Below are 25,414 nucleotides of genomic sequence, written 5' to 3' on the forward strand. Positions count from 1 at the left end.
GAAGCGTGAACACGAGGAGACGCCGTTGAAGAGCGAGTATGCGACCCCCGGCCGGTTCGGTCCGAAGCCGGTCGCTGTCGGCACACGGGGCATGGTGGTCAGCTCCGAGCCCATCGCCGTCGAGGCGGGTGCCGCTGTGCTGCGGGAGGGCGGGAACGCGCTCGATGCGGCTCTGGCCGTCGCGGCGACGCAGCTGATCACCGAGCCCCACATGACCTCTCTCACCGGCGGCATCTCGCTCGTCTACCGTGAGGCCGCAAGCGGGCGGGCGTCGTACCTCTCCGGCAACATCAACGCTCCGCTGGCCGAGCTTGCGGACTTCGGCGGCGCGGATCTCACCCGCGCCCGCGGTGTGCCGGTGCCCGGCTGGTGGCCGGCGTTCGCCGCCGCGCACGATCGCTTCGCAACGATGCCGGTGGGCCGACTGCTCGCTCCGGCGATCGACGCGGCGCGGGAAGGTTTCGCCGTCTCTCCCTACCTGTTCGGGGAGATGTACAACGCACGACAGAACCTCGGCCGGCATCCGCAGTCCCGCGAGATGTTCTTCCGCGACGGTTCGCTCATCGGGCCGGGACAGCCGCTCGTGCAGGAGCGCGCCGCCCGCACCCTGGAGAGGCTGCGCGACGAGGGGATGAGCTACTACCGGGGCGACTTCGCCCGCGCATTCTGCGCGGAGAGCGATGGAGACGGCGGTGTCATCACGCTCGCCGACTTCGAGGCTTACGAACCCGAGTGGGCGAACCCGGTGCGCGGCTCGTATCGCGGCTTCGAGCTCATCGGCTCGGCACCCCCGGATGACGGAGGTCTTCAGCTCGTCGAGGCGTTCAACATCCTCGAGAATCTGGATCTCGCCGCGCTCGGACCGGCCAGCTCGTCGCCGGAGACCCTCTCCGCCCTGATCGCGGTGCACAACGCCGTCTATTATGCGGCGCCGCGGGAACGGCGCTTCCGTGACGATGACCGACTCATGGACGTGTTGCTGTCGAAGGAGTACGGCCGTCAGCGCTTCGCACTGTTGAACACGCTCGCCGGCCCCCTCGGTGCGGCGCCGCCCACGCCGGGGACGATTCACCTGTCCGTCGTCGACGCGGATCACAACGTGGCCACACTGACGCACTCGCACATGGCGTCTCCCTGGGTGAACGGCCTGTACGCGGAGGGCTTCCAGCTCGCCGGCGGCGGCTCCTTCTTCCAGCGCGTGATGCCGCAGCCGGGGGAGCGGGCGACGATCTACCTCGCTCCGAGCATGGTGCTGCGCGACGGAGTGCCGGTGATCGCCTCGGGCTCCCCCTCGGTGTCGCTGGTGGCGTGCGTCCTTCAGAACCTCGTGAACCTGATGGACTTCGGCATGCCGATCGAGCAGAGTGTGGCCGAGCCACGTTTCGGCGCGCGTCCGCACGATCCGGCCCGCGGTTGGGTGCCCGGTACGACACTCGAGTCCGGGTTCTCGGCGGACGTGCTCGCTGACGTGCAGCGGTGGGCGCAACGCAATCGCCTGTGGACGCGCGAGATCGGACCGTGGAATTCGATGACCGGGAACTTCGACGGCATCACCATCGACCCGGCGACAGGCGAGATGCGCTCCTGCGGAGACCCGAGGCGTATGGGCGTCGCCGTCGCGGCCTAGGCTGATTTCCGTCCGCGTGGTCGCGCGCCCGGCGAAAGCGGGAGCGGCGGCCACGACCCGCCGCCCCCGCGGTCTGGTTTCGACTACTGCGTCACCCGTCGATGCCGCCGCGCGCGTGACGCCCGCGGAAGAAGACCGTCGTGAGCAGTGCGCCGAGCAGGGCCAGCGCCCCCGCGGCGATGAACGCCGCCGAGTACCGTTGAGTGAGCGCTTCGGCATCCCCCAGCCGGCTGGCGCCGAAAGCCGCGGCGATCGCCGAGACGACGGCGAGGCCGACCGCCGATCCCACCTGGTAGCTCGTGTTCACGATGCCGGATGCCAGCCCGCCGTCCTCCGGCGGCGCAGCTGATGATGCCGAGCACGCCGAACAGCAGGAAGAGGCTGGCGGTGACGACCGAGTACGTCGACGTGCGCTCGCGGACGCGCTTCAGCCAGCCGGCACGCAGCCAGCGCAGTTCTTCCGCGTCCGCGACATGGATCGCTTGAGTGACCATGCTTCCCTCCCGTTCGTCCCGCTCTCAGTTCTGCCGCGCTCGACGCTTCGGATTCCGATGAGGGCGCATGTGCCTGACGTTGCCATCAGGCGGCGCGCCCCCTCCCGTTCGTCGCTACCGCCCTCGAGGACACGGTTTCCCAAGCCGTCTCCCCGACGCGGCTACACCACGGAGGCATGATGTCCTGTCTCAGCTCGGCGCGGTCCCCAGTCCCCGACGAGCTGAGTCTCAGGTACGAATGCAACGTACAAAGAATCGACGACTTTGTCCCCCTTTTTGGGGACAAGATTGGCTGTGTCGCCCCGTGGGCGCATGCTCGATCGAGAAAGTTCTTGACACGGGCATCCGTCGGGCATAACGTACAACCAAATGGTTGTACGAACAGAACTCAGCGAAGCGGAGATCGACCGTGTTTTCCATGCACTCGCGATCTCGACCCGGCGCGACATCCTGCGGCGGACGATCGAGCGCGAGCATTCCGTCTCCACCCTCGCGAGCGACTACGCGATGTCGTTCGCGGCGGTGCAGAAGCACGTCGCCGTCCTCGAAGAGGCCGGCCTCATCGTCAAGCGCGCCGAGGGACGCGAGCGGCTCGTCCGCGCGAACCCCGAGATGATCGCCCGTGCGCGGGCGCTTCTCGCCCGATACGAAGAGCTGTGGCGCGCACGCATCGCCCGGCTCGATGACCTGCTGGCCGAGAAGCCGACCGACTCGGCCGGCTCGGACGAATCCAACGAAGGAGTCTGAAATGCCTGTCACCGACATCATCACCGATCACGAGAACCTGACGATGACCGTCGTCGCCGATCTCGCCGCACCCGTCGAACGCGTCTGGGGCGTGTACAGCGACCCCGAGCAGCTCGGCCGGTTCTGGGGCCCTCCCGGCTGGCCGGCCACCTTCACTTCGTGGCATCACGAGGTCGGCGGCCGCGCCACCTACACGATGCACGGACCGCGAGGCGAGAAGGCATCCGGGTACTGGGAGTTCCTCGCGATCGAGCAGCCGCACCGCTTCGAGGTGCTCGACGGGTTCGCCGACGAGCAGGGCAACCCGAACGATGACCTGCCCGCGATGCGCATGGAGTTCACCTTCGAACCCACCGCCACCGGCACCCGCATGCGCAACACCAGCCACTTCGTCTCGCTCGACGCGCTCGAGCAGGTCGTCGCCATGGGCGCCGTCGAGGGCACCCGCATGGCGCTGTCGCAGCTGGATGCCGTGCTGCAGGATCTCCGCGACTACGCCCAGGGCAAGGGCACGCAGGTCGAGATGCTCGACGACACCCACGTGCGCATCACGCGTCTCGTCGACGGCCCGCGCGATCTGGTCTGGCGCGCGCACACCGAGCCCGAGCTGATCAAGCGGTGGATGCTCGGACCCGACGGATGGGAGATGACCGTCTGCGAGGTCGGCCTGCAGGCCGGCGACCGCTACCGCAACGAGTGGGCGCCGGTCGGCGACACCGAGGGCGAGCCGTTCGGCTTCGAGGGCGAAGTGCTTCTCGTCGACGCCCCGCGCCGCGCGGTGCAGCTGGAGCGGATGTCGGGAACCGACGGCCCCGACATCCTCAACGACCTCACCCTCTACGAAGAAGACGGCGCCACTCTCATCACCGTGCTGATGGAGTTCCCCGACAAGGAGACACGCGACATGATCCTCGCCACCGGCATGGCCGACGGCATGGAGGCCTCGTACCAGCGGCTCGAGTCGGCGGTGCTCACCGTCTGACGGCACCGGACCCCCGGATCGGCCCGCTCACCCCCGGCGGGTGCTCCACAGCGCGAGCCACACGAGCACCGGCTGGAAGAACAACCGCGCGAAGCGCTTCATGTCGGTGTCGAGCCCGAACCCGTCTCGATGATGCGTCCACTGCGACACGTTGCCGGGGAAGATCACGATGAAGAACAGCGCGGTCAGCACCCCGACCAGCCGGCGCTGACGCCACGCGAACAGCAACGCCGTGCCGAGGCCGACCTCGACCAGACCGGATGCCACGACCGTCGCATCCGGATCGCCCGGCACCCAGTCGGGCACCTGCGCCTGGAACTCACGGCGCGCGACCGTGAGATGGCTGACCCCGGCGAAGGTGAGGAAGCCGCCGAGGGCGATACGAGCGAGCATGCGGGCGGGTGACGTCATGTCCCGATGGTACGCGCGCCGCCGCCCGTGTGGCCCGGATCACCCGCCACTCAGGAACCCGACAGGGCGCCGCCTACGGTGGAAGGATGCTCGATTGGACCTCGTGGACCGGAACCGCCGTCGCCGTCGGCATCGCCCTGGCGGCCGCGATCGCCGCCGTACTCGCCCCGCGCGCCATCGCGTCGGTGGTGGGTCGCAGGGCCGCCTGGATGCGCGACCTGTACCGTCGTGCCGGCCGCCCGTGGGCGGTGGTCGTGCTCATCATCGCGCTCTGGACCGCCGCGTCGGTCAGCCAGCCGGCGCGCGAGGAATGGTGGCCGGCCGTCTCGCACCTGCTGCTGATCGCCACGATCCTCGCGGGAGCCTGGCTGCTGGCCACGGTCACGTCGTTCGCGTTCGAGGGGCTGCTCACTCGTGAGAAGGTCACCTTCTCGGGCGCCGACCTGCGTCGCCGGCGCACGCAGATCCTCATCATCCAGCGGCTCACGGTCGTGCTCATCGCGGTGATCGCGGTGGGCATGGCCCTGTTCTCGTTCCCGTCGCTGCGCGTCGTGGGCACGAGCGTACTGGCATCCGCCGGCATCGTCTCGGTGATCGCCGGACTCGCGGCGCAGTCGATCTTCGGCAACCTCATCGCCGGCATCCAGATCGCCTTCACCGACTCGATCCGCGTGGGCGACGTCGTCGTGATCGAAGAGCAGTTCGGCCGGATCGGCGAGATCAACCTCTCGTACGTCGTCGTCTATCTCTGGGACGAACGGCGCCTGGTCATCCCCAGCAGCTACTTCACCACGAATGTCATCGAGACCTGGACCCGCCGGTCGGATGCCATCGTCGGCACCGTCCTGCTCGATCTCGACTGGCGGGTGCCGATGGATGCCGTGCGCGCCGAGTTCGACGCGATGCTGGAGGCCTCCGAGGCATGGGACCGGCGCAGCAGCGCCGTGGCCGTCACCGACGGGCAGGGCGGCTTCGTCACGGTGCGTTTCACCGTCTCGGCCAAGGACTCCGACGACCTGTGGACCCTGCGCTGCGCCGTGCGTGAGCACATGATGACCTGGCTGCAGCGCGAGCATCCGGATGCCCTGCCGCGCACGCGGGTCGCCCTCGAGAGCTGACGCGTCACTCGTCGCCGCTGGAGTGCAGGCCTCGCCGGGTAGAGAGCAACGTCACCTCGGGATGCTGGTCCGCCAGCATCCGCTCTGCCTGGTCCAGCACGTCACGGACGTGCGACGCGTGCGTCGCGACGACCGAGACGCCGATCAGCGCGCGACGGTGCAGGTCCTGCGCGCCCACCTCGGCGGCGGCGGCCTCGGTGCGCCGGCGGAGATCGGCGATGATCGGCCGGATGATGCTGCGCTTCTGCTTGAGCGAATGGACATCGCCGAGCACGATGTCGAACTCGATCCAGCCGATCCACATGGCGTCAGTCTGCCACGCAGGCTCAGATCAGCCGGCGCAGCGCGTCTTCGAGAGAGATGCCCTGCGCGTCGGCGCGGTCGCGCAGCCGCGCGTGCTCGGCCGCGCTGAGTGAGACGGTCAGCTCGAGCGGGTCGGACGCCTGGGTTCCTTCGGCCTGTCCTGAGCCCGTCGAAGGGCCTGTCGAAGAACCCTCGAGCCCCTCGAGCAGATCAGCTGGCTCGGCCCAGAGCGGAGCGGCGTCGGGCGTGGGTCGTGCGGGAGCTGCCGCCGAGACGGCCATCGCACCGGCGAGGGACGCGCCGGCATCCGCCGCAGACGTGAAACCGGGGCCCCGACGCGGCTCCTGCTTCTGCTGGTACGCCTTCGCGGCGGCGTTCGCGCGCTCGTCGGCTGCTTCGTTGAGCGGATGCCCGGCATGCCCCTTCACCCACGAGAACTCGACGTCGCGGCCGCGCATCGCCTCGTCGATCCCCTCGAGCAGGTCGCGGTTGAGCACCGGGGCTCCGTCGGCCTTGCGCCATCCGCGGCGCTTCCATCCCGGCATCCACTTCGTCACCGAGTCGATCACGTACCGCGAATCGCACTCGATGATGATCTTCTCGTCGACGCCGGCGGTCGCGCGCAGCAGTTCGAGCACCGCCCGCAGCTCGCCCTGGTTGTTCGTGCCGTGCGGGGAGCCGCCCGCGGCCCAGCGGTCGTCGTCGATGTACCAGGCCCAGCCGTTCGGACCCGGATTGCCGAGGGCGGAGCCGTCGGCGGCGGCGGTGATCGTCATCCTTCAACCGTAGGGCGTCGGTGAGACACCGCCCGCAGTCGGTACTCTCGAGAAGTGACCGGATTCGCGCTGAAGACCGTGATCATCGTGGTCGTGATCGCGCTGGTCGTGATCGTCGTCGCCCGATCGTTCCACCGGCAGCCCCCGAGCGCTCCTCGATCGCAGAGGTCGGGGCGGCGGATGCCCGTGCTGGCCTGGCTGGGGGCCGCCGTGCTGCTCGCGGTCGGATTCCTGCTCGCCCTGGTGTCGTTCACCTCGCGCTTCACCGACGAGCTGCTGCCCATGCGGATCGCCGCCGTGGCGGCGCTGCTGGCCGGCGGCGCCGTGCTGCTCGTCGCGTCACGGCGCGCCCGAAAGCGCTGAACTACTCGCCGGTGTCGCCGGACTCGCCGGTGTCGCTGGTGTCGGCCGCTTCGGGAGCGGGCGCCGTCACCGGGAAGACGATCGTGGAGTATTGGGCGCTGAGCCCGACATCCATCAGATCGAGCGAGGGCGCGTCATCGAGCTGCTCGGTGGGGTTCGTCTCGTCGAGCGGCTCACCGGGCAGAGCGGCCCACGCACTGGGCTCCTGCGGCTTCTGTGTGAACAGTCCCATGTCTTCATTGTCCTCCGCTCCGGCACCGCCAGCCCGATGTCAGAAGTCGGCGATCACCAGCTTCTTCATCTCGAGCATCCGCTGATACGCCCCCGGCTTCGCCAGCAGCTCGCCCATGTTCTCGGGCACGACCTGCCAGCTCACGCCGTACCGGTCGACCAGCCAGCCGCACTGCTCGGCGTCGGGCACCGCCGAGAGCGCATCCCAGAAATGATCGATCTCGGCCTGGTCCGCGCAGCGGATCTCGAGCGACACACCGGGGGTGAAGCCGAACTCGTGGCTGACGTTCGAGTCCATGAAAGAGAACCACTGCTCGCCGATGCGGAACTCGCCGAACATCACGCTGCCCGCAGCGGCGGCGCCGGTCGCCTCGGGATACTCCGCCACCGTGCCGAACGCGGTGTCGGCGAACAGCGACAGGTAGAAGTCGACCGCCTCACGAGCCCGGTTCTGCGCGTCGCCGGAGAACATCACCTGCACCATCACGAAAGGACGCGGGCCGCCGCCGGGACCGGTGAGCATGAGCTGCCAGCTGACGCCGTATCTGTCCTGCACCCAGCCGTAGTACGGGCTGAACGGGTACTCGCCGAGCGGCATGAGAGCCTGGCCGCCGTCGGACAGCGCGGCCCAGGTGCGATCGAGCTCGGCCCGGGCGGCATCGGCATCGCCGTCGAACAGCAGCGGATCGAAGTTCAGCATGAACGAGATCGACGGCGTCGGCCGGAACGTGTCGTCGGAGTTGATCATCGTGATGCGGAACCCGGCGACATCGAGGTCGACCACCACCGGCTCACCCTCGAGACCTTTCTGGAAGTCGGGCAGCTCATCGGGATAGCGCATCGCGACGTGCGCGCTCGTTCGAGGCAGGGCTGAACTGTAGAACTCGCCCGCGTCGCCGGCGTCGCCGGCGAACCAGAGATTGGGGATGATCTTCTGAGTCATGTCACTCCTTCGTGGAATCGGTCGGGTGTCTACTCCCGGCCTGTGCCGGCGTCGGCTTCGCGCACCGCGTCGACGAGCTCACGCCATGCGCCCTCGAGCCGAGCGTCGGGAACGACCTGCTCGAGCTGCTGGTCGCGCAGGCGGGCGTGAATGCTCCACACGTAGCGGTCGGCGCCACGGGCATCCGGATCCAGCCGCTCGTCCCACGGACAGCGGTCGACGAGTTCGATCCAGGTCGGTGCCTGCTCGGGCGCCGGTTCCGCCCGCCAGCGGCGGCGGAGCCCGGCGATACCGCCGCTGCGCACCACGGCGATGACGATGCGATCCTGCGCATCGTCCGTTCCCGCACGGTCAGCGGGGGGCTCGTGCTCGTGCATCCTCGATCACTCCGACCGCGATCCATGCGTCGCGGACCGCTGACTCCACGGTAGACCCGATGGTGCTCGCCGCGGTGATCGTCTTCTCGGCGAATTCGGTGAAATCGGCCGTCGACGACAGATCGCCGGTGAGTGCGCGGTACCAGGCGAGACCCGCGCCCTCCCACGCGTGCCCGCCGATCGCTGTCGCCGCCAGCGCGAAAGCGCGGTTCGGGATGCCCGAATTGATGTGCACGCCGCCGTTGTCCTCCACGGTCTGCACGTAGTCGCGCATGTGCGCCGGCTGCGGATCCTTGCCCAGTTCGTCGTCGTCGTAGGCGGTGCCGGGCTCGAGCATCGAGCGCAGCGCCCGCCCCTGCACGGCATCCGTGAAGATGCCCTCGCCGACCAGCCACGACGCCTGATCGGCGGTCTGATCGCGCAGGTGCTGCTCGGTCAGGACACCCAGCACATCGGCGATCGACTCGTTCAGCGCGCCGGACTGATCGCGGTAGACGAGCCCCGCCGTGCTCTGGATCACACCGTGACCGAGTTCGTGTCCGATGACCGAGACCGATCGGGTGAAGCCGACGAACACCTCGCCGTCACCGTCGCCGAACACCATGCGCGAGCCGTCCCAGAAGGCGTTGTCGTAGTCCTCGCCGTAGTGCACGGTCGCGTTCAACGGTGCCCCCGCGCCGTCGAGCGAGTCGCGCTCGAACGCGTCGAGCAGCATCTGGAACGTCGCCCCGAGCCCGTCGAACGCCTCGTTCACCGTGGCGTCGGCGACCGGCGCGTCGTCTTCGGTGCGCACGATCACGCCCGGCAGGGTCTCGGTGTTCTGCGCGTCGAAGATCGTGCGGGTCGGAGCCGACGTCACCTCGGCCACGAGCGCGCCGCTCTCGTCGATCGACAGCTGGAGCGCCGCGTGGAAGGTGGGACGGCCGGCGATGAGCGTCTGCCGCGCGGCCCGGGCGGCGTGCGGGTAGCGCTCGGAGCGCGCCAGCTGTGCCAGCAGGTAACCGGGCACGATGCCCTGGTGAACGAAGGGGTACGCAGCATCGAAGGTGCTCATGTGCCGACCCTACGCCGGGGTGCCGACAACGCCCAGGGGGTCACAGCTGGGCCGCGTAGAATCGGCCCAATGACCGACCCTTCGACAGGCTCAGGGCCCCAGAGGAAAACAGGCTCAGGGACCCAGAGGAAAACAGGCTCAGGGCCCCAGAGGAAAACAGGCTCAGGGCCCCAGAGGAAAACAGGCTCAGGGACCCAGGAGGGAATCCCCGCCTCCGGCATCGACGCCGACGACCTCGCCACCACCCTGCGGGTGCTCGCCTCGCTCGATGAGGTCGATCAGCAGAATCCGGACTACCTCGCCGTCCGCCGCGCCACCGCCAACATGTTCAAAGCGGTCAAGCGCGCCAGACGCAAGGAGATCCGGGATGCCGTCGCCGAGGCCGACAGGGCTGTCGTCGCGCGCACGGCGACCGGTGCTCCCGACCGGATCGACGACGAGACCCGCGGTCTCGACCTCAGCTCGCGGGTGACCGACGCACCCAGCGCAGGCGAACTGCTCAAACCCCGCAACTGCTACATCTGCAAGCAGCCGTACACGCGGGTGGATGCTTTCTACCACCAGCTCTGCCCGGAGTGCGCGCTGTTCAGCCACGGCAAGCGCGATGCCCGCACCGACCTCGCAGGCCGACGCGCGCTGCTCACCGGCGGACGAGCGAAGATCGGCATGCACATCGCGCTGCGGCTGCTGCGCGACGGCGCGCACCTGACCATCACGACCCGCTTCCCGCGCGACGCGGTGCGCCGGTTCTCGTCGCTGCCGGATGCCTCCGACTGGCTGCACCGGCTGCGCGTCGTCGGCATCGACCTGCGCGACCCCGCGCAGGTGATCGGCCTCGCCGACTCGGTCGCGGCCCAGGGGCCGCTCGACATCCTCATCAACAACGCCGCGCAGACCGTGCGGCGCTCGCCCGGTGCGTACTCGCTGCTGGCGGATGCCGAGCTGCAGCCCCTCCCCGACGGACCGCTGCCCGAGATGGAGACCTTCGGCCACACCGCCGACCCGCACCCGCAGGCGCTGCAGGCGTCGGTCGACGCGCACCCCCTGCTGTCGGTCGCAGCCCTCGGCGGCACGGTCGCCGAGCAGGGCGGTCAGGCTCTCACCGCCGAGGACCTCGCACGTCTCGCGATGGCTCCCGGATCGTCGTCGCTGGTCAAGCACGCCGACGGCACGGCGATCGACGCGGGCGGCCTCGTGCCCGACGTCAACCGGATGAACAGCTGGGTGCAGTCGGTCGAGCAGGTCGACCCGCTCGAGATGCTCGAGGTGCAGCTGTGCAACACCACGGCGCCCTTCCTGCTGATCAGCCGGCTGCGGGCGTCGATGGCGGCGTCGACCGCGCGCCGGAAGTACATCGTCAACGTCTCGGCGATGGAGGGGCAGTTCTCGCGCCGGTACAAGGGTCCGGGGCATCCGCACACCAACATGGCCAAGGCCGCACTCAACATGCTGACCCGCACGAGCGCCGGCGAGATGCTCGAGACCGACGGCATCCTGATGACCGCCGTCGACACCGGCTGGATCACCGACGAGCGCCCGCATTTCACGAAGGTGCGCCTGGCTGAAGAGGGTTTCCACGCCCCGCTCGATCTCGTCGACGGAGCCGCTCGCGTGTACGACCCGATCGTGCAGGGCGAGGCGGGCGTCGACCTGCAGGGCGTGTTCCTGAAGGACTACCGGCCCAGTCCCTGGTGACACGACCCAGGTGGGTTCGTCGGATGTCACGCTCCTGCGCGTGACCGGTTCGTGCTAGCACGGAACGGTCATCAAACGCGGGGATCGATCACAATGCGCCCGTGAGATTGACCGGCCGGATGCCTGATCCCTACGGTCAGTTCATCAGGATGCGCCATCACGACAAAGGAGTCCCCCATGCCTGTCCACCCCTGGCACACAAGCCCACGACGAATCGCGCTGCGCGGATCTGCTGCCGTCGTCGCCGCGCTGACAGCTCTCTCGCTCGCCGCCTGCTCGACTGCTCCCTCACAGGAGCCGGCACCAGCAGGAGACGGTGAGCTGAAAGGCGAAGTGACCTTCTGGCACAGCTTCACGCAGGGGCCACGTGCCGAGTACATGGAGCGGATGGCCGAAGAGTTCGAAGCCGAGCATCCGGATGTCGACATCAAGATCGAGACGTTCAGCTGGGGCGAGTTCCAGACGAAGTGGACCACGGGCCTCGCCGCCGGGCAGGTGCCCGATCTCTCCACTGCGCTGCCGAACCAGGTCGTCAACATGATCAACGTCGGTGCGCTCGCGCCTCTCGACGACGTGATCGACGAGATCGGCCGCGACCGCTTCGCCGAAGCGGCGCTGCGCGAAGGCACCGCCGATGGGGTCTCGCACTCCATCCCCATCTACTCGCACGCCCAGGTGATGTGGTACCGCGCGGATCTGCTCGAAGCCGCGGGACTCGACGTACCCGAGACGTGGGACGAGCTCAAGGAGGCCGCCGTCGCCCTCACGACCGGCCCCGACCAGTACGGTCTCTCGGTGCCGATGGGAACCAACGACCTCATGGGCGCGCGCTTCCTCAACTTCTATCTGCAGTCCGCCGGCGAGTCACTGCTCGATGAGGACGGCCGCGCGAACCTGACGTCAGATGCCGCGATCGACGGCATCGAGTACTGGGTCGACATGTACGACAAGACCTCGCCTGAGGGAAGCGTCAACTACAACGTGCTCGATCAGGCGACGCTGTTCTACCAGGGCAAGACGGCCTTCGATTTCAACTCGGGCTTCCAGATCTCAGGCGTCGTCGGCACCTCGCCGCAGCTCGAGGGCTCGATCAAGGCGGCGCCGCTGCCGCGTCTCGAGGCGGGCGACGACCTGTACGGCGGAGAGACGTCGAACATCGCGACAGTCGTCTGGGAGAAGAGCGACGTGCAGGAGGAGGCGAAGGCGTTCCTCGAGTTCCTGTTCCAGGACGAGGACTACATCCAGTTCCTGCACTCCGTGCCCGGAGGTATGCTGCCCGCCTTGTCCGACATCGCCGAGAAGCCGGAGTACCTCGACGACGAGACGCTCACCCGCCACGCCGACAGCATCGCGGTGGTCAGTGAAGCAGTCCCGATGGGCACTGCCATCGGCATGGACGATGGCCCGCTCGTGCAGTCGGGCATCCTCACCAGCCAGGCGGTGATCGAGAAGATGTTCCAGGACATCGTCCTCAACGGCACTCCCGTGAAGGATGCCGCGAAGGCCGCCGAGGATCAGCTCAACCAGCTGTTCGTGTCGGCCGGTGTTTCGTTCTGAGACCCTCCGGGTGGCCGAGCGCTCTCCGCGCCCGGCCCCCGGGGAACCCCTCGACATGCGCAAGCCCCGCACCATCCACCTGACCGGATTGCTGTTCGTCGCTCCATCGCTGCTGGTGGTCGTGCTGCTGCTGTTCTATCCGGTGGTCTCGAGCATCTACTTCAGCTTCACCAACCGCCACCTGCTCCGCCCCGCCGTGGAGTTCGTCGGGATCGACAACTTCGTGGCGGTGCTGCAGAACGAGCAGTTCTGGAACGCGTTCCGCGTCTCGGTGCTGTGGACCGTCGTGTCGATCGTGGGGCAGCTGCTCATCGGCTTCCTGGCGGCGCTCGCGCTGAACCGCGTCCGTCACCTCACCGGCCTGTTCCGCACGCTGCTGATCATCCCGTGGGCGTTCCCCGCGATCGTCATCGCCTTCGGGTGGCGCTGGATCCTCAACGACGTCTACGGGTTCCTGCCGAACCTGCTCACCCGGCTCGGCATCACCGAATCGAACGTCAGCTTCCTGTCGAACCCCGATGCGGTGATGGCCACCGTCCTGGTGATCAACGTCTGGTTCGGCGCCCCCCTGTTCATGGTCAACATCCTCGCCGCGCTGAAGACGGTCCCGAAGGACCAGTTCGAGGCGGCGAAGGTCGACGGGGCGAACGCACTGCAGCGCTTCCGATTCATCACGATGCCGCACGTGAAGAAGGTCGTCGGACTGCTCGTCATCCTGCGCAGCATCTGGGTGTTCAACAACTTCGAGCTGCTTTTCCTGCTCACCGGAGGCGGCCCGGCCGGTCTCACCGAGACGGTGCCGATCTTCGCCTACCGCACGGGGTGGGGCTTGCAGCAGCTCGGGGTCGCCTCGACGATCACCGTCCTGCTGCTGGTGTTCCTGCTGCTGCTCGGAGCGCTCGCCTTCCGCCTGCTCGACCACTGGGACAAGAAGGACGCGTGATGAGCCAGACCCTGACGCGGCGATTCTCCGCCGCACCCGCTTACGTGTTCCTCACGATCCTCGCCGTCTTCTCGGCCTTCCCTCTGGTGTGGATCGTGCTCTCGAGCTTCAAGGGATCGACAGAGCTTGCCGACGACCCCATCGGGTTCTGGCCCGACACCTTCACGTTCGAACACTACGGTCACGTGCTGTTCGACCTCGGCATCCTGAACAATCTCGGCAACAGCCTGGTCATCGCCCTGTCGACGACGCTGGTGACGATCGTGGCCAGCACGACCTGCGCGTACGGGATCGTGCGGTTCTTCCCGCGGGTGGGTCAGAAACTGACGCAGATCCTGATCAGCACCTACATGTTCCCGCCGATCCTGCTGGCCGTGCCCTACACGCTCATCATGATCTCGCTGGGGCTCATCAACACCTATGCAGGCCTGGTGCTCGCGTACCTCTCGTTCTCGATCCCGTACGCGGTGTGGATGATGACGGCGTTCTACCAGACCGTGCCTCTCGAGATCGAGGAGGCGGCGCAGGTCGACGGCGCCGGACGGTTCCGCGTGTTCGCGACGATAGCGTCGCCGATCGTCGCCCCTGGCATCGTCGCGACCGCCATCTACACCTTCATCAACTCGTTCAACGAGTTCCTGTTCGCGCTGCTGTTCATCAACAGCAGCGATCGGATGCCGGTAGCGGTCGCGCTCTACTCCCTGAGCGGCTCTGAGGTGCTCGACTGGGGCGCGATGCTCGCGGCATCCGTCGTCGTCGTCGTGCCGTCCGTCGTCTTCTTCCTCTTCATCCAACGTCACATCGCCGCCGGCCTTTCGGAGGGGTCCGTCAAATGAACGCAACATCATCGCCTGCAGCTTCGGAAGCCACGCCGAAGGAGGTGCGCTACGGCCTGGTGGGCACCGGCTACTTCGGGTTGACGCTCGGCCGCGGCTTCCAGCGCCTGCCCGGTGCGCGCATCACGCGGGTCTACGATCCCGAGAACGCCGAGAACGCCGTCCGCGAGTTCGGTGCGGTGTCCACCGAGACCGTCGCTGAGCTCTGCGCGAGCGAAGATGTCGACGCGGTGATCGTCGCGTCGCCGAACTGGGCGCACCGCGAAGCGGTCGTGCTCGCAGCACAGGCAGGCAAGCCGGTCTTCTGCGAGAAGCCGATGGCGCTCTCGTATGGTGACTGCTCGGCCATGGTGGAAGCTGCCAGTGCGGCCGGCGTGCTTCTCATGTCGGGGCACGTCATGAACTTCATGAACGGCGTCCGCCGCGTCAAGAAGATGGTCGCCGACGGAATGCTCGGCGACATCGTCTACTGCCGCGCCGCGCGCAACGGGTGGGAGGAGCCACAGCCGTCGATCTCGTGGAAGAAGCGACGCGACCTCTCCGGCGGCCACCTGTACCACCACATCCACGAGCTCGACGTGGTGCAGTTCATCATGGGCGCGCCCGAGACCGTGACGATGGTGGGCGGCAACGTCGCGCACCGCGGTGCCGAATTCGGAGACGAGGACGACCTGCTGCTCATCACGCTCGAGTTCGGCGGCGGCGCGTTCGCGACTCTCGAGTACGGCTCTGCCTTCCGCTGGCCCGAGCACTACCTGCTCGTGCAGGGCACGCTGGGGGCTGCGCGGATCGACCTCACGAACGGCGGGGTGATCGCGCGGTACTCGGGTGTCGAGGAGCGGTTCCTTCTGCATCGCAGTGCGGAGGAGGATGCTCAGCGGGCGGAGATCTACGCGTCCAGCTCCACGGACGGCGGGATCATGTACGGAAACCCGACGAGCATCCCACCCCTGTGGCTGAGCGGCATCGTCGAGGAGGAGACGTCGTACTTCCACGGGCTGCTGACCGGTGAGGTTCCCGACCCCGAGTTCGCGGCACTCACCGACGGGTCGGCCGCGCGTCTCTCGATCGCGACGGCGGATGCGCTGACGCTGTCGCTCAGGCAGGATCGGAAGGTGCGTGTCGCCGAGGTCATCGTCGGCGCTGAACAGCGCAGACGCGAGAGCGACGGAGTACTCTCGCGAGAGCGGGACGGAGCGGCTGCTTGAGCGCAGCCGCATCGTCCATCGACCGACGAGGCGAGGTGGGCGTGGCAGTGGGAGCGATGCACCTCACCGTGCTCAATGCGGAGGTGTTCCGTTTTCCCGCGCCCTGGGTCTTCCCGCCTGCCGAGCTGCCGTACTCCATCCTGCGGCTGATCCGCTCCGGCACCGGGGAGATCGCGTTCGACGGGCTGCGAGTCTCGGTCGCGGCCGGAGACCTCGTGCTGATCCACGAGGGTGCGGTGCTCTCGTGCCGAGCCACGTCCTCTGACTTCTCGTTCGGCTCCATCCGCTTCTCGGCCTCGCTCGACGCCCACGGCTCCGTCGCGATCGACCCGGTGCTCTCCGCCTGCTCCGACGCCGGCAAGGACCCCGTCATCCGTCAGAACTTCGATGCCGTGATCGACGCGTGGGAGCGCGGTGGCGTAGGTCGCTCGCTGCTGACATCCGGCCATCTCTCCGTCGTGCTGGGGACGGCGGCCGAGATGATGGAGCGCAGAGAGATCAAAGCACCGCGCCCCCGACGACGCGGCATCCGGACACCCGCTCGCGCTCGTGACCCCCGTATCATCCGGGTCGTCGAGCACTTGCTGTCGGACCTTCGCCGCACGCCCGACGCCCGCACGCTCTGCTCGCTGGCGCACATGAGCGAGTCGACTCTGCGCCGCACCTTCAAGGACCAGACGGGCAAGACGATCATCGAGTTCCTGCGTGAGGCCCGCATCGCGTTCGCGGCGCGCCGGCTCGCGCTGACCGCCGAGCCGATCGCAGCCATCGCCGCGCAGGTCGGCATGGCAGACGCGAACTATTTCGCGCGCAGCTTCCGAGAGGTTCTCGGGATGTCACCGACCGAGTACCGCCGGCTGACAGCCGAGACCTGACGGACTGACGGCCCGACAGGCGTTACGTTCCGGGGGCCGACACGCCAGATGTCGGAGGTTCTCGCGGGATGCGTCCGACATCTGGAGTGTCGGCCCCCGGAGTGCATCGCGCGACCGGTGCCCCGGCATGAGCGGGCGCGTCGGCGGACGCGTCGCCGGATGCGTGGGACGACGCGGCACAGCATTCCCCGCCCTGCACAGGAACTCGGCTGATGTGCAGGACGGGGAGAGCGTGCCGGTATGTGCGCGGCGGTCAGATTTCAGCGCTGAGCGGTGCCAGATCGATCGCGATGACGGGTACGGCGGTGTCGGGCGCCGCAGCAGGCGTCCCGATGCGAATCTCGCCGTGAGGGTCGGCATCCTTCATCGCGGCGACTCCGAACGGCACCGTGAACGGAAGATCTTCGCCGGTGGAGAGCAGAGTGACCTTCTCGATGCGGCGCACGGGAAGCCCGCGCACGGCGAGATGCTCCAACGGCCATGCCAGCATGTGCAGGTAGATGCGGTCGCCCCGACGTGTCGAGGGGCCGCCGAACTGCCAGGGCTCGAGTCCGGGTTCGACGCCGTGCACGCTCTCACTGTGCACGGACATCCACTCCGCGAACGCTTCCAGGCGCTGCTGCTGCGATGCGGGCAGTGCGCCGCTCCCGGTCGGGCTCACGTTGAGCAGCAGATTTCCGCGGCGCGAGACGACATTGACGAGCGTCTGCAGGATCTCGCGTACCGACTTGTAGTTCTCGTCGTCGGGCACGTAGCCCCAGTTCTGGTTCATCGTCATACAGGTCTCCCAGCGCGCCTCGAGAGGCTTGTCCGGGACGAACTGCTCGGGTGTCTCGAAGTCGCCGAGGCCGGGCAGGCGGTCGTTGACGAGGATGTCGGGCTGCAGTGAGTGGATGAGAGTCTTGAGCTCATCCGGGTACCAGTCGTCGAGATCGCGTTCCCAGTGCCCGTCGAACCACAGCATGTCGATTCGCCCGTAGTTCGTCAGGAGCTCGGTGAGCTGCAGCCGCATGTACGTGATGTACCGCTCCCACTGCTCGGGCGTCGGCTTCGGCAGTTTGGCGACCGCGTACGGCTTGATGTCGTCGGTCATCGCCGGATAGTCCGGGTGAGTCCAGTCGCTGAGCGAGTAGTAGAACCCGACACGCAGACCCTCCGCCCGCATCGCGTCGGCGAACTCGCGCACGATGTCCTTGCCGTAGGGGCTGTGCTCAACCGAGTGGGTGCTGCCGGCCGTGTGGAACATCGAATACCCGCTGTGGTGGCGCGTGGTGAGGACGGCGTAGCGCATCCCGGCCTCGCGTGCGGCACGTGCGAGGGCGGGCGCGTTCCACTCGACCGGGTCGAAGGTCGCAGCGCTCGAGCGGTACTCATCGACGCCTACGACCTGCCGCCAGCGGGGGTTGTTGACGCCGTCGACCATCGGCCAGGACACCTCCAGACCCTGCTGGCTCGCGTGATCCCAGTGGATGAAGAGCCCGAAGGCGGCCTCGTCGAACCACGACCCGCCCCTGCGTGACTGGGGTGTCTCTTCGTCGGCCGCGCGGGTGACGCCCCCGCCGGTGTAGCCGGTGAATCCGTCGGTCATTTGGTCTCTCGTTTCTCGTTCTGGGTGGGTGCGGAGCTGCTTTCCGGCGCGTGCGCGCGGATCTCGTTCAGGTAGTTGTAGATCGTGTACCGGCTCACCTGCAGCGACTTCGCGAGCAGTTCAGCGGCTTCGCGGAAGCTGAAGAATCCCCGCGCCTCCAGCGATTCGACGACGCGGATCTTGTGTCGCTTCTGCATCAGCTCGACGGGCACGGCCACATCGGTGACAGCCGAGTTGATCATGGTCGAGACCAGATCGTCGGTGGTCTCGAAGAACCGCTCCTCGGTGCCCTCGTCGACACCGTCGGACGTGATGGACGAGGCCGGCAGCATCGCCGATACCAAGCCGCGCACCCGCTCCCACTCGCTGACGTCGGCATTGATGCACAGACACGCGACGGCGTGGCGTTCGTCGTCGCGAAGGAAGATCGTCGACGACATCACCGTGCGGCCGTCCGCGGTGCGGTTGGCGTAGCGCAGCAGGTGATCCGTGCGCTGCTCCCTGACGTGCTTGAGCAGCAGGTCCGTGCTGGGCCCCCCGACGCTGCGGCCGCTGGTGTGTCCGCCGATGGCGATGATCGAGTCGGGCACCTTGGTGAGGTCGTGCAGAACGACCTCGACGCCCTCTCCGAGCGCAGCGGCAAGCGGCTGAACGATGCGCCGCACCATCTCGACGCCCGCGTGCAGCGGGGTGCTGTCGGCGGTATCTGCCATGTCGTGTCCTCCTTGACGTTCATCGGCTGACCTGCGGTCCCCATACTGCGGCAAAGTGTTGAAAGGTGCAATATCTTGTGGACTGTATCAACAAGACGTTGATTAACTGAACATTCGCTGGCAGTATGGGCGCGTACTGCAGGCGCCTTCACCCGGAACGCGCCCACAAGAGATGGACATCACAATGAAGAGAAGTTCACACCTGCGCGGATTCGCGACTCTCGCGATCGCGACGACGGCGCTCGCAATGGCGGGATGCGCCTCTCCGGCCGAGCCCTCGAATTCCGACGGTGAGCACACCCTGCGCTGGGCGCTGTCCAGCAGCCCTCGGTCGCTGTTCGCGCCGCACGCTGCCCACAACGACGCATCGATCGTTCTCTCGCTGGTGCACGAGAAGCTGCTGCGCTACGACGTCGACGGCAAGCTGGTCCCTGGCCTCGCTGCCTCGTGGGAGGCGACCGACCCCCGGACGTACGTCTTCACTCTGAACGAGGAGGCCACCTTCTCGAACGGTGAGCCCGTCACCGCCGACGACGTCGCCTTCTCGCTGTCGCAGCACCAGGACCCGGCTGTCGCCTCCGAGTCAGCGAATGCCTTCGTGAACGTCGAGAGCATCGAGAAGACCGCCGACCGCGAGGTCACGGTGCGTCTGTCCAAGCCCGACTCGACAGTGCCGTACCTGATGGCCGGCGATGTCGGCTACATCGTCGACAAGGAGAGCTACGAAGCCGATCCCGACGCGTACGGAACGCCCGCCGGACTGCCCGTCGGCTCCGGCCCGTACATGGTCGAGAACTTCGTGCCCGACAGCAGCGTCACCCTGGTGCGCAACCCCGAGTACGCGGGGGATGAGCAGGGTCCCGACAAGATCTCGTTCAAGGTGCTCGCCGACGCCCAGGCGCGCATGCTCGCAATGCGCACAGGCGATATCGACGGCACGTTCGGCGTGCCCCTGGCGAACGTCTCGAACTGGGAAGACCTCGACGGCGTCGAGCTCGAGAGCGTGAACTCGATGGGCTTCAAGTCGATCACGGTCGACATGGAGCAGGCGCCATTCGACGACGTCCACGTGCGCCGTGCGATCGCTCACGCGATCGACCGGGAGGGTCTGGTCAGCGCCATTCTCGGCGGTTACGGAGTGCCGGCGTCGAGCTATGTCCCCGCCGAGATGTTCGCCGGGCTGCTGCCGGAGGACGAGATCACCGCGTTCTACGAGTCGCTGCCTGCGTACAAGTTCGATATGAAGGCCGCGAAGGCGGAGCTGGCGAAGTCGAGTGTGCCCGACGGGTTCTCGGCCGTGATGCCCGTGCCCGCCGACAGTGACGAACTCGTCTCGATCGCTCAGGTTCTCAAGGAGAGCCTGGCAGAGCTGAACATCGACCTGGAGCTCAAGCTCATGGAGGGCGGTCCGCGCATCGAGCAGCTGCTGGCGCACGGCCCCGACCTCGGCTTCCAGATGATGGGCTACGCGCCGTCGGTTCCCGACCCCGCCGCCTACCCGCAGTTCTTCATGATGAGCGAGGCCGCCGTCGAAGGCGGAGCGAACAGCTCCAACTACAAGAACCCCGCCTTCGATGCGCTGATCGACTCGTCGATCGCCGAGATCGAACCGGAGGTGCGTGCGCACAGCGTGATGGAGGCGCTGACGATGGCCGCCGAGGACGTCGCCGTGATGCCGATCTACTGGCTGGATTCCGTGGTCGCCACGAACTCCTCCAAGATCAGCTACGACACGTTCACGTGGTCGTACGCCCTGGAGAACTGGGCCGCTCAGATCTCGGCCAAGTAAGTAAGCAGAAGGCGATCTACAGCAGTGGCAACGTTGCGCACACTCTTCACAGGCATGACAGCTCGTTTCATCGGGCAGCGGGTGCTGTTCGGCGTTGCCCTGCTGATCGCCGCGAGCTTTCTCGTCTTCCTGCTCACCAAGCTGGCCCCGGGCGGCGCAGAGTACGCGATCCTGGGCGGCAAGCCCACCAGCGCCGAAGCCCTCGAAGCCGTCCGTGAGCGCTATCACCTCAACGATCCCTGGCTGGTTCAGTACTGGCGATGGCTCAGCGGGGTGCTCACGGGCGACTTCGGCCGGTCGTTCATCACCGGCGAGCGCGTGGTCGACACCATCAGCATGCGCATCGCCCCCACCCTTCAGCTGACGGGCTCGGCGGCGCTCGTCTCCGTCATTCTCGGCGTACCGCTGGGGGTGCTGGCCGGACTCACGCGCAACACCGTGTGGGACCGTGTGATCACCGCCGGCACGATCGCGCTGGTCGCCGTTCCGTCGTTCGTGCTGGCGATCTTCCTGGTGTACGTGTTCAGCGTCCAGCTCGGGTGGTTCCCGTCGTTCGGCATCGGCGAGACCGGGGCTGACCGGGCGTACCACTTGTTCCTTCCGGTGACGGCGCTGGGTGTCAGCGGGATGGGCATCATCGTGAGACTCACCCGGGCGGCGGTGATCGAAGAGCTGCAGAACGACAGCGTCATGTTCGCCCGTTCTCGGGGATTGTCCGGTCGTCGGATCCTGCTGAACTACGCCGTGCGCAACGCTCTGGTGCCGGTGGTGACGGCGGTGGGGCTGATCCTCGTCGGGCTCGTCGCCGGCGCAGTCTTCATCGAGACCGTGTTCTCGGTGCCCGGCATGGGCACCGCGCTCGTCAACGCGGTGAAGATGCGCGACATGCCCCTCATTCAGGGCGTGGTGCTGCTGATCTCCGCCTGGGTCGTCATCACACACATCCTCGTCGACATCGCGTACGTCTTCATCGACCCGCGCATCGGATTCGGAAGAGCAGGCCACTGATGGGCACAGAGATGCTGCAGACGGGACTTCGCCGCCCGACCCGAAACCAGCCGTGGACCGTCTGGTTCGCCGCCGGGTTCGTTATCCTCACGGTGCTGATGGTGTTTCTCGGACCGCTCCTGGCTCCGTATGACCCTTCCGCACAGAATCTGCTGAATGTCGGCAAGCCGCCCAGCGCCGAGCACTGGCTCGGCACCGACGGTCTGGGGCGTGACGTGCTCTCGCGCATCCTCGTCGGCACGTCGTCGGCGGTACTCGGGCCCGCCGCCGTCGCGCTCGGCGCCATGTGCATCTCGGTCGTCATCGGCATCACGAGCGGATACATGGGCGGGCGTGTCGACGCAGTCATCATGCGTGCGGTGGACTTCCTCATGGCACTGCCCAGCATGCTCGTGGCGATCGTCGTGGTCGGCATCCTCGCGGGCGGGTACTGGGCAGCCGTGGCGACGCTGGCGTTCCTGTACGTGTCGCACGATGTGCGCATCGTCCGCGGCGTGACGCTCGAGCAGCGCGGCCTGGCCTATGTATCGGCGGCGCGGGTGCTGGGCATCCCGAGGCGCACGATCATGTTCGGGCACATCTTCCGCAACATCCGCCCCTTCCTCTTCTCGTACGTCAGCCTGGACTTCTCTTATTCGCTCGTTGCGCTGGCCGGGCTCGCCTACCTCGGCCTCGGCGCTGCGCCCGGCACCCCCGAATGGGGTCGGATGCTCGCCGAGAACCAGGCGCTGATGTTCACCAACAGCGCCTCGATGCTGGCGCCGGCCGTGCTCATCGGCCTGCTCGCGGTGAGCGTGACACTGATCGGCGACCGCATCGGCGGCGAGATCTCGAAAGCGATGGTGTGAACCATGACCGAACAGACTCTGCTCGATGTCAGCGGGCTGAGCATCACGGGCCCCGCCGGACAGCTCGTGCACGACATCTCGCTCACGATCGCTCCCGGTGAGACCCTCGGGATCGTCGGGGAGTCGGGATCGGGGAAGTCCCTCACCGCGGCTGCGGTGATGGGCCTGCTGCCCGAACGGCTGCGCGCCGAAGGCTCGGTGCGCTGGAAGGGCACCGAGCTGCTCGGGAACTCGGAGAAGCAGCTTCGCGCCGTGCGGGGCACGGGGATCGCGATGATGTTGCAGGATCCGTTCACCGCTCTGCACCCCCGTATGCGCGCCGGTGCCAGCATCGTCGAGGCGCTGCGCGGCGCCGACGGGGCCCGTCTGACCCGGCGGCAGGCGCGCCAGGAGGCAGTGCGCCGTCTCGCCGAGGTCGGCATCACCGATCCCTCCGTCGCGGACCGGTTCCCTTTCCAGCTGTCTGGGGGGATGCTGCAGCGCATCGCGCTCGCCGCCACCCTCGCCCGTGACCCCGAGCTGCTCATCGCCGATGAGCCCACAACGGCCCTGGATGTGACCACCCAGGCCGAGATCCTCGATCTGATCGCGCAGATCCAGCGTGAGCGCGGCATGGCGGTGATCTTCATCACGCACGACCTGCGCATGGCCTTCAGCATCTGCGAGCGGGTCAAGGTGTTCTACGCGGGCTCGTGCATCGAGGACGCCCCGTCAGCGCAACTCGCGCAGCGACCGATGCATCCGTACTCCCTGGGGCTGATCAACTCGCTTCCCCCCGCGCACAGTCGCCCCGTGGTGCTGGAGGGCATCCCCGGCACCGTTCCGCCGGCCGCCGAGGTGCGCGATCGCTGTCGGTTCAGCAGCCGCTGCGCGTGGGCGACCGACGCGTGCCGCGACGGTGAGCCGCCGCTGCTTCCCGTCACCGAGGCCCGGCTGTCGCGCTGCATCCGTCTGCCCGAGATCAGCGCAGAGATGGCGACGCGCACTCAGCAGCCGCTCGCGCTCGAGAGCGTTCGCCAGGATCGCACCGCCGGCGCGGTGCTGACGGCGACCGGCGTGACCAAGAGCTTTCGTGGCGTCGGCCGCACAGTCACTCCCGTGCTGAAGGGGATCGACATCACGATCGGTTCCGGTGAGAGCGTCGGCCTGGTCGGCGAATCGGGGTCGGGGAAGTCGACGCTGGGGCGGTGCATCGTGGGTCTGGAACAGGCCGACGGCGGTCGCATCCTCGTCGGCGACATAGACGTCACCGACCGGTCGGCGCTGCCGCGCGCTGATCGTGCTCAGGCTTTCCGGCTTGCGCAGATGGTCTTCCAGGACCCGAAGTCCTCGCTCGATCCCACCCAGTCGATCGGCGGGGGTCTGCACCAGCTGCTCGCACGCATGAACGTGTCCCGCGCGCAGCGCGACGGCATGGCGACCGAACTCCTCGAGCGGGTCGGGCTCACCGCGGCGCACCTCGATCGCTACCCCCGGCACCTCTCGGGAGGCCAACGCCAGCGTGTCGCGATCGCCCGTGCCCTCACCGCCGAACCGCGTCTGCTCGTCTGCGACGAGCCGGTCTCGGCGCTGGACGTGTCGATCCAGGCGCAGATCCTGAATCTGTTCAACGAGATCCGTGAGCAGGGCGACGTGTCCCTGCTGTTCATCAGTCATGACCTCGCGGTCGTGCGTCAGGTCGTCGACCGGGTCTATGTGATGTTCCAGGGCGAGATCGTCGAGGAGGGCGAAGTGAACCAGGTGTTCGACAACCCCCAGCATCCCTACACGCAACGGCTGGTGTCGTCGGTGATCGGAGGGCACGCCGCATGACATCGCGTATCCGCACCCTGCTGGCCGAACGAAACATGACGCTGCAGCCCAGCACACCCCGCGGCGGCTCGTACACACCGGTGCGCGAGCTCGGCGCCGCCGCGTATACAGCCGGCCAGCTGCCCTTCATCGACGGTGAGATGCCCTGGCAGGGGCGCGTCGGCGCCGAGCTGACGATCGTCGAGGCCCAACGCGCCACAGTGCAGGCCTTCCTGAACGGTCTGAGTGCGCTGGAGAGCCATTTCGGCACGCTCGACCGGGTGCGCAACGTGCTGCAGCTGCGAGGCTATGTACGCAGCGCCGCGGGCTTCGAATCCCAGCACATCGTGCTCAACCCGCTCTCCGATCTGGTCGGTGAGCTCTTCGAGGGGCAGCCGCGCCATGTGCGCACCGCGATGGGCGTCTCCGACCTGCCCTGCGGAGCGCCGGTCGAGCTGGAAATCGTCGTCGAGGTGGCGCATGAGTGAGCGCCGACCGATCACGCTGGCCGATGTCAGCCGTGCCGCAGAGCGGCTTCGCGGAAGTGTGCACCGCACGCCTGTGCTCACCTCGACTCTGCTCGACGGCGAATACGGCGCCTCTCTGTACTTCAAATCCGAGCATCTGCAGCGTACCGGCAGCTTCAAGGTGCGCGGAGCGCTCAACGCCCTGCTGAGTCTGGACGAGACCCCTCAGGGCGTCGTCGCCTTCTCTGCGGGCAACCACGCCGCCGCCGTCGCCCTGGCCGCGCGCGAATGCGGCATTCCAGCGGTCGTGTGCATGCCCGCCACCGCCTACGCGCACAAGGTGCGCGCGGTGCAGGCATACGGCGGCGAGGTGGTGCTGTGCGACGGAGACCTGCGTGCGGAGGCCGAGCGGATCGCGCTCGATCGCGGCGCAATGCTGCTGCACCCGTTCGACGCCGCCACGACGATGGCAGGGCAGGGAACCGTCGCGCTCGAACTGCTCGATGACGCACCCCTGCTCGATGCCGTTGTCGTGCCCGTCGGCGGTGGGGGTCTGTTGGCCGGTGTCTCGACCGTGCTCGCCGAGCTCTCGCCGCGCACCCGGGTGATCGCCGCCGAGCCGCGTGCCGCCGCACTGGTGCGACGCAGCCTCGACGAGGGCCGCGCGGCG

At 67.7% G+C, this 25,414-nt stretch carries 26 protein-coding genes and 1 pseudogene; 17 read left to right on the forward strand and 10 right to left on the reverse strand.

Features of this window, described 5'->3' with window-relative positions:
* Window positions 1-25 precede the first annotated feature (25 nt).
* Window positions 26-1,627 (forward strand): gamma-glutamyltransferase, encoded by a 1,602-nt coding sequence (locus tag RT309_RS00230; RefSeq protein ID WP_313354232.1) that lies wholly within the window; start codon window positions 26-28, stop codon window positions 1,625-1,627.
* A 91-nt stretch (window positions 1,628-1,718) separates the two neighbouring features.
* Here RT309_RS00230 and RT309_RS00235 read toward each other — a convergent pair.
* Window positions 1,719-1,973: pseudogene (locus tag RT309_RS00235) on the reverse strand (MFS transporter); the annotation flags it as partial.
* Window positions 1,974-2,490: 517 nt separating this feature from the next.
* Here RT309_RS00235 and RT309_RS00240 point away from each other — a divergent pair.
* Both RT309_RS00240 and RT309_RS00245 read left to right on the forward strand, forming a co-directional pair.
* Entirely contained in the window at window positions 2,491-2,868 is a 378-nt protein-coding gene (locus RT309_RS00240; RefSeq protein ID WP_313354234.1) for a metalloregulator ArsR/SmtB family transcription factor, read from the forward strand.
* Between the two features lies 1 nt (window position 2,869).
* Window positions 2,870-3,850: an SRPBCC family protein gene (locus RT309_RS00245; RefSeq protein WP_313354236.1), complete on the forward strand. Its 981-nt coding sequence runs from the start codon at window positions 2,870-2,872 to the stop codon at window positions 3,848-3,850.
* Between the two features lie 27 nt (window positions 3,851-3,877).
* On the opposite strand, the gene RT309_RS00250 is transcribed toward RT309_RS00245, so the two are convergent.
* A complete protein-coding gene (locus RT309_RS00250) occupies window positions 3,878-4,261 on the reverse strand; it encodes a DoxX family membrane protein (RefSeq protein WP_313354238.1) in 384 nt (127 codons plus the stop codon).
* Between the two features lie 86 nt (window positions 4,262-4,347).
* Here RT309_RS00250 and RT309_RS00255 point away from each other — a divergent pair, with 86 nt between their 5' ends.
* Window positions 4,348-5,379: a mechanosensitive ion channel domain-containing protein gene (locus tag RT309_RS00255; protein ID WP_313354240.1), complete on the forward strand. Its 1,032-nt coding sequence runs from the start codon at window positions 4,348-4,350 to the stop codon at window positions 5,377-5,379.
* Window positions 5,380-5,383: 4 nt separating this feature from the next.
* On the opposite strand, the gene RT309_RS00260 is transcribed toward RT309_RS00255, so the two are convergent.
* Window positions 5,384-5,683 carry a DUF503 domain-containing protein gene (locus RT309_RS00260; RefSeq protein ID WP_313354242.1) on the reverse strand — a complete coding sequence of 100 codons (300 nt, stop codon included), beginning with the start codon at window positions 5,681-5,683 and terminating at the stop codon, window positions 5,384-5,386.
* Window positions 5,684-5,705: 22 nt separating this feature from the next.
* The gene (locus tag RT309_RS00265) at window positions 5,706-6,458 is read right to left on the reverse strand and encodes a ribonuclease H (protein WP_313354244.1); all 753 of its coding nucleotides are present in this window, start codon (window positions 6,456-6,458) and stop codon (window positions 5,706-5,708) included.
* A 54-nt stretch (window positions 6,459-6,512) separates the two neighbouring features.
* Between RT309_RS00265 and RT309_RS00270 the strand changes: the two genes are divergently transcribed.
* Window positions 6,513-6,821 (forward strand): hypothetical protein, encoded by a 309-nt coding sequence (locus tag RT309_RS00270; protein WP_313354246.1) that lies wholly within the window; start codon window positions 6,513-6,515, stop codon window positions 6,819-6,821.
* 1 nt (window position 6,822) lies between these two features.
* On the opposite strand, the gene RT309_RS00275 is transcribed toward RT309_RS00270, so the two are convergent.
* From RT309_RS00275 to RT309_RS00290, 4 genes are read right to left on the reverse strand one after another with little or no spacing between them, the layout of a single operon-like run.
* On the reverse strand, window positions 6,823-7,053 hold the full coding sequence (locus tag RT309_RS00275; RefSeq protein WP_313354248.1) for a hypothetical protein: 231 nt from the start codon (window positions 7,051-7,053) through the stop codon (window positions 6,823-6,825).
* Between the two features lie 39 nt (window positions 7,054-7,092).
* Window positions 7,093-7,995 carry a VOC family protein gene (locus tag RT309_RS00280; protein WP_313354250.1) on the reverse strand — a complete coding sequence of 301 codons (903 nt, stop codon included), beginning with the start codon at window positions 7,993-7,995 and terminating at the stop codon, window positions 7,093-7,095.
* 29 nt (window positions 7,996-8,024) lie between these two features.
* On the reverse strand, window positions 8,025-8,372 hold the full coding sequence (locus RT309_RS00285) for a protealysin inhibitor emfourin (RefSeq protein ID WP_313354252.1): 348 nt from the start codon (window positions 8,370-8,372) through the stop codon (window positions 8,025-8,027).
* Complete coding sequence (locus RT309_RS00290) at window positions 8,347-9,426, reverse strand: M4 family metallopeptidase (RefSeq protein ID WP_313354253.1); 1,080 nt, start codon at window positions 9,424-9,426, stop codon at window positions 8,347-8,349. The genes RT309_RS00285 and RT309_RS00290 overlap by 26 nt, the downstream gene beginning before the upstream one ends.
* A 69-nt stretch (window positions 9,427-9,495) precedes the next feature.
* Here RT309_RS00290 and RT309_RS00295 point away from each other — a divergent pair, with 69 nt between their 5' ends.
* The 6 genes from RT309_RS00295 to RT309_RS00320 all read left to right on the forward strand — a co-directional run bounded on the left by RT309_RS00295 (window position 9,496) and on the right by RT309_RS00320 (window position 16,540).
* Window positions 9,496-11,121 (forward strand): SDR family NAD(P)-dependent oxidoreductase, encoded by a 1,626-nt coding sequence (locus tag RT309_RS00295; RefSeq protein ID WP_396654387.1) that lies wholly within the window; start codon window positions 9,496-9,498, stop codon window positions 11,119-11,121.
* Between the two features lie 177 nt (window positions 11,122-11,298).
* Window positions 11,299-12,678 carry a sugar ABC transporter substrate-binding protein gene (locus tag RT309_RS00300; protein WP_313354254.1) on the forward strand — a complete coding sequence of 460 codons (1,380 nt, stop codon included), beginning with the start codon at window positions 11,299-11,301 and terminating at the stop codon, window positions 12,676-12,678.
* Window positions 12,679-12,733: 55 nt separating this feature from the next.
* Window positions 12,734-13,621, forward strand: coding sequence for a sugar ABC transporter permease (locus tag RT309_RS00305; protein WP_313354256.1), 888 nt, complete (start codon window positions 12,734-12,736; stop codon window positions 13,619-13,621).
* Window positions 13,621-14,457 carry a carbohydrate ABC transporter permease gene (locus RT309_RS00310; RefSeq protein ID WP_313354258.1) on the forward strand — a complete coding sequence of 279 codons (837 nt, stop codon included), beginning with the start codon at window positions 13,621-13,623 and terminating at the stop codon, window positions 14,455-14,457. Before RT309_RS00305 ends, RT309_RS00310 begins: the two co-directional genes overlap by 1 nt.
* Window positions 14,454-15,665 carry a Gfo/Idh/MocA family oxidoreductase gene (locus tag RT309_RS00315; RefSeq protein WP_313354259.1) on the forward strand — a complete coding sequence of 404 codons (1,212 nt, stop codon included), beginning with the start codon at window positions 14,454-14,456 and terminating at the stop codon, window positions 15,663-15,665. Before RT309_RS00310 ends, RT309_RS00315 begins: the two co-directional genes overlap by 4 nt.
* Window positions 15,662-16,540 carry an AraC family transcriptional regulator gene (locus RT309_RS00320; RefSeq protein ID WP_313354261.1) on the forward strand — a complete coding sequence of 293 codons (879 nt, stop codon included), beginning with the start codon at window positions 15,662-15,664 and terminating at the stop codon, window positions 16,538-16,540. The genes RT309_RS00315 and RT309_RS00320 overlap by 4 nt, the downstream gene beginning before the upstream one ends.
* 253 nt (window positions 16,541-16,793) lie before the next feature.
* Here RT309_RS00320 and RT309_RS00325 read toward each other — a convergent pair whose 3' ends face one another.
* Window positions 16,794-18,128, reverse strand: a complete 1,335-nt coding sequence (locus RT309_RS00325) for an alpha-L-fucosidase (RefSeq protein WP_313354263.1) — start codon at window positions 18,126-18,128, stop codon at window positions 16,794-16,796.
* Window positions 18,125-18,841: a helix-turn-helix transcriptional regulator gene (locus RT309_RS00330; protein WP_313354265.1), complete on the reverse strand. Its 717-nt coding sequence runs from the start codon at window positions 18,839-18,841 to the stop codon at window positions 18,125-18,127. The genes RT309_RS00325 and RT309_RS00330 overlap by 4 nt, the downstream gene beginning before the upstream one ends.
* A 184-nt stretch (window positions 18,842-19,025) precedes the next feature.
* On the opposite strand from RT309_RS00330, the gene RT309_RS00335 reads away from it, so the two are divergent.
* The 6 genes from RT309_RS00335 to RT309_RS00360 form a co-directional block, all read left to right on the forward strand.
* On the forward strand, window positions 19,026-20,630 hold the full coding sequence (locus RT309_RS00335) for an ABC transporter substrate-binding protein (protein ID WP_313354267.1): 1,605 nt from the start codon (window positions 19,026-19,028) through the stop codon (window positions 20,628-20,630).
* Window positions 20,631-20,684: 54 nt separating this feature from the next.
* Complete coding sequence (locus tag RT309_RS00340) at window positions 20,685-21,638, forward strand: ABC transporter permease (protein ID WP_313354268.1); 954 nt, start codon at window positions 20,685-20,687, stop codon at window positions 21,636-21,638.
* Window positions 21,638-22,486, forward strand: a complete 849-nt coding sequence (locus RT309_RS00345; RefSeq protein ID WP_313354270.1) for an ABC transporter permease — start codon at window positions 21,638-21,640, stop codon at window positions 22,484-22,486. Before RT309_RS00340 ends, RT309_RS00345 begins: the two co-directional genes overlap by 1 nt.
* A 3-nt stretch (window positions 22,487-22,489) precedes the next feature.
* Entirely contained in the window at window positions 22,490-24,298 is a 1,809-nt protein-coding gene (locus tag RT309_RS00350; protein WP_313354272.1) for an ABC transporter ATP-binding protein, read from the forward strand.
* Window positions 24,295-24,765, forward strand: coding sequence for a RidA family protein (locus RT309_RS00355; protein WP_313354273.1), 471 nt, complete (start codon window positions 24,295-24,297; stop codon window positions 24,763-24,765). The genes RT309_RS00350 and RT309_RS00355 overlap by 4 nt, the downstream gene beginning before the upstream one ends.
* Window positions 24,758-25,414: pyridoxal-phosphate dependent enzyme (locus RT309_RS00360; RefSeq protein ID WP_313354275.1), on the forward strand; the 657-nt coding region annotated here is incomplete at its 3' end. The genes RT309_RS00355 and RT309_RS00360, both read left to right, overlap by 8 nt.

Origin of the sequence: Microbacterium sp. (genome assembly GCF_032084865.1) — a bacterium.
Taxonomy (GTDB): domain Bacteria; phylum Actinomycetota; class Actinomycetes; order Actinomycetales; family Microbacteriaceae; genus Microbacterium.

What these genes read in the sequence shown, in the direction of transcription:
- RT309_RS00240 (WP_313354234.1), top strand. Translation starts at nt 2,491, where the DNA reads ATGGTTGTACGAACAGAACTCAGCGAAGCGGAGATCGACCGTGTTTTC.
- RT309_RS00245 (WP_313354236.1), top strand. Translation starts at nt 2,870, where the DNA reads ATGCCTGTCACCGACATCATCACCGATCACGAGAACCTGACGATGACC.
- RT309_RS00250 (WP_313354238.1), bottom strand. Translation starts at nt 4,261, where the DNA reads ATGACGTCACCCGCCCGCATGCTCGCTCGTATCGCCCTCGGCGGCTTC.
- RT309_RS00255 (WP_313354240.1), top strand. Translation starts at nt 4,348, where the DNA reads ATGCTCGATTGGACCTCGTGGACCGGAACCGCCGTCGCCGTCGGCATC.
- RT309_RS00260 (WP_313354242.1), bottom strand. Translation starts at nt 5,683, where the DNA reads ATGTGGATCGGCTGGATCGAGTTCGACATCGTGCTCGGCGATGTCCAT.
- RT309_RS00265 (WP_313354244.1), bottom strand. Translation starts at nt 6,458, where the DNA reads ATGACGATCACCGCCGCCGCCGACGGCTCCGCCCTCGGCAATCCGGGT.
- RT309_RS00275 (WP_313354248.1), bottom strand. Translation starts at nt 7,053, where the DNA reads ATGGGACTGTTCACACAGAAGCCGCAGGAGCCCAGTGCGTGGGCCGCT.
- RT309_RS00280 (WP_313354250.1), bottom strand. Translation starts at nt 7,995, where the DNA reads ATGACTCAGAAGATCATCCCCAATCTCTGGTTCGCCGGCGACGCCGGC.
- RT309_RS00285 (WP_313354252.1), bottom strand. Translation starts at nt 8,372, where the DNA reads ATGCACGAGCACGAGCCCCCCGCTGACCGTGCGGGAACGGACGATGCG.
- RT309_RS00290 (WP_313354253.1), bottom strand. Translation starts at nt 9,426, where the DNA reads ATGAGCACCTTCGATGCTGCGTACCCCTTCGTTCACCAGGGCATCGTG.
- RT309_RS00295 (WP_396654387.1), top strand. Translation starts at nt 9,496, where the DNA reads ATGACCGACCCTTCGACAGGCTCAGGGCCCCAGAGGAAAACAGGCTCA.
- RT309_RS00300 (WP_313354254.1), top strand. Translation starts at nt 11,299, where the DNA reads ATGCCTGTCCACCCCTGGCACACAAGCCCACGACGAATCGCGCTGCGC.
- RT309_RS00305 (WP_313354256.1), top strand. Translation starts at nt 12,734, where the DNA reads ATGCGCAAGCCCCGCACCATCCACCTGACCGGATTGCTGTTCGTCGCT.
- RT309_RS00310 (WP_313354258.1), top strand. Translation starts at nt 13,621, where the DNA reads ATGAGCCAGACCCTGACGCGGCGATTCTCCGCCGCACCCGCTTACGTG.
- RT309_RS00315 (WP_313354259.1), top strand. Translation starts at nt 14,454, where the DNA reads ATGAACGCAACATCATCGCCTGCAGCTTCGGAAGCCACGCCGAAGGAG.
- RT309_RS00325 (WP_313354263.1), bottom strand. Translation starts at nt 18,128, where the DNA reads ATGACCGACGGATTCACCGGCTACACCGGCGGGGGCGTCACCCGCGCG.
- RT309_RS00330 (WP_313354265.1), bottom strand. Translation starts at nt 18,841, where the DNA reads ATGGCAGATACCGCCGACAGCACCCCGCTGCACGCGGGCGTCGAGATG.
- RT309_RS00335 (WP_313354267.1), top strand. Translation starts at nt 19,026, where the DNA reads ATGAAGAGAAGTTCACACCTGCGCGGATTCGCGACTCTCGCGATCGCG.
- RT309_RS00340 (WP_313354268.1), top strand. Translation starts at nt 20,685, where the DNA reads ATGACAGCTCGTTTCATCGGGCAGCGGGTGCTGTTCGGCGTTGCCCTG.
- RT309_RS00345 (WP_313354270.1), top strand. Translation starts at nt 21,638, where the DNA reads ATGGGCACAGAGATGCTGCAGACGGGACTTCGCCGCCCGACCCGAAAC.
- RT309_RS00350 (WP_313354272.1), top strand. Translation starts at nt 22,490, where the DNA reads ATGACCGAACAGACTCTGCTCGATGTCAGCGGGCTGAGCATCACGGGC.
- RT309_RS00355 (WP_313354273.1), top strand. Translation starts at nt 24,295, where the DNA reads ATGACATCGCGTATCCGCACCCTGCTGGCCGAACGAAACATGACGCTG.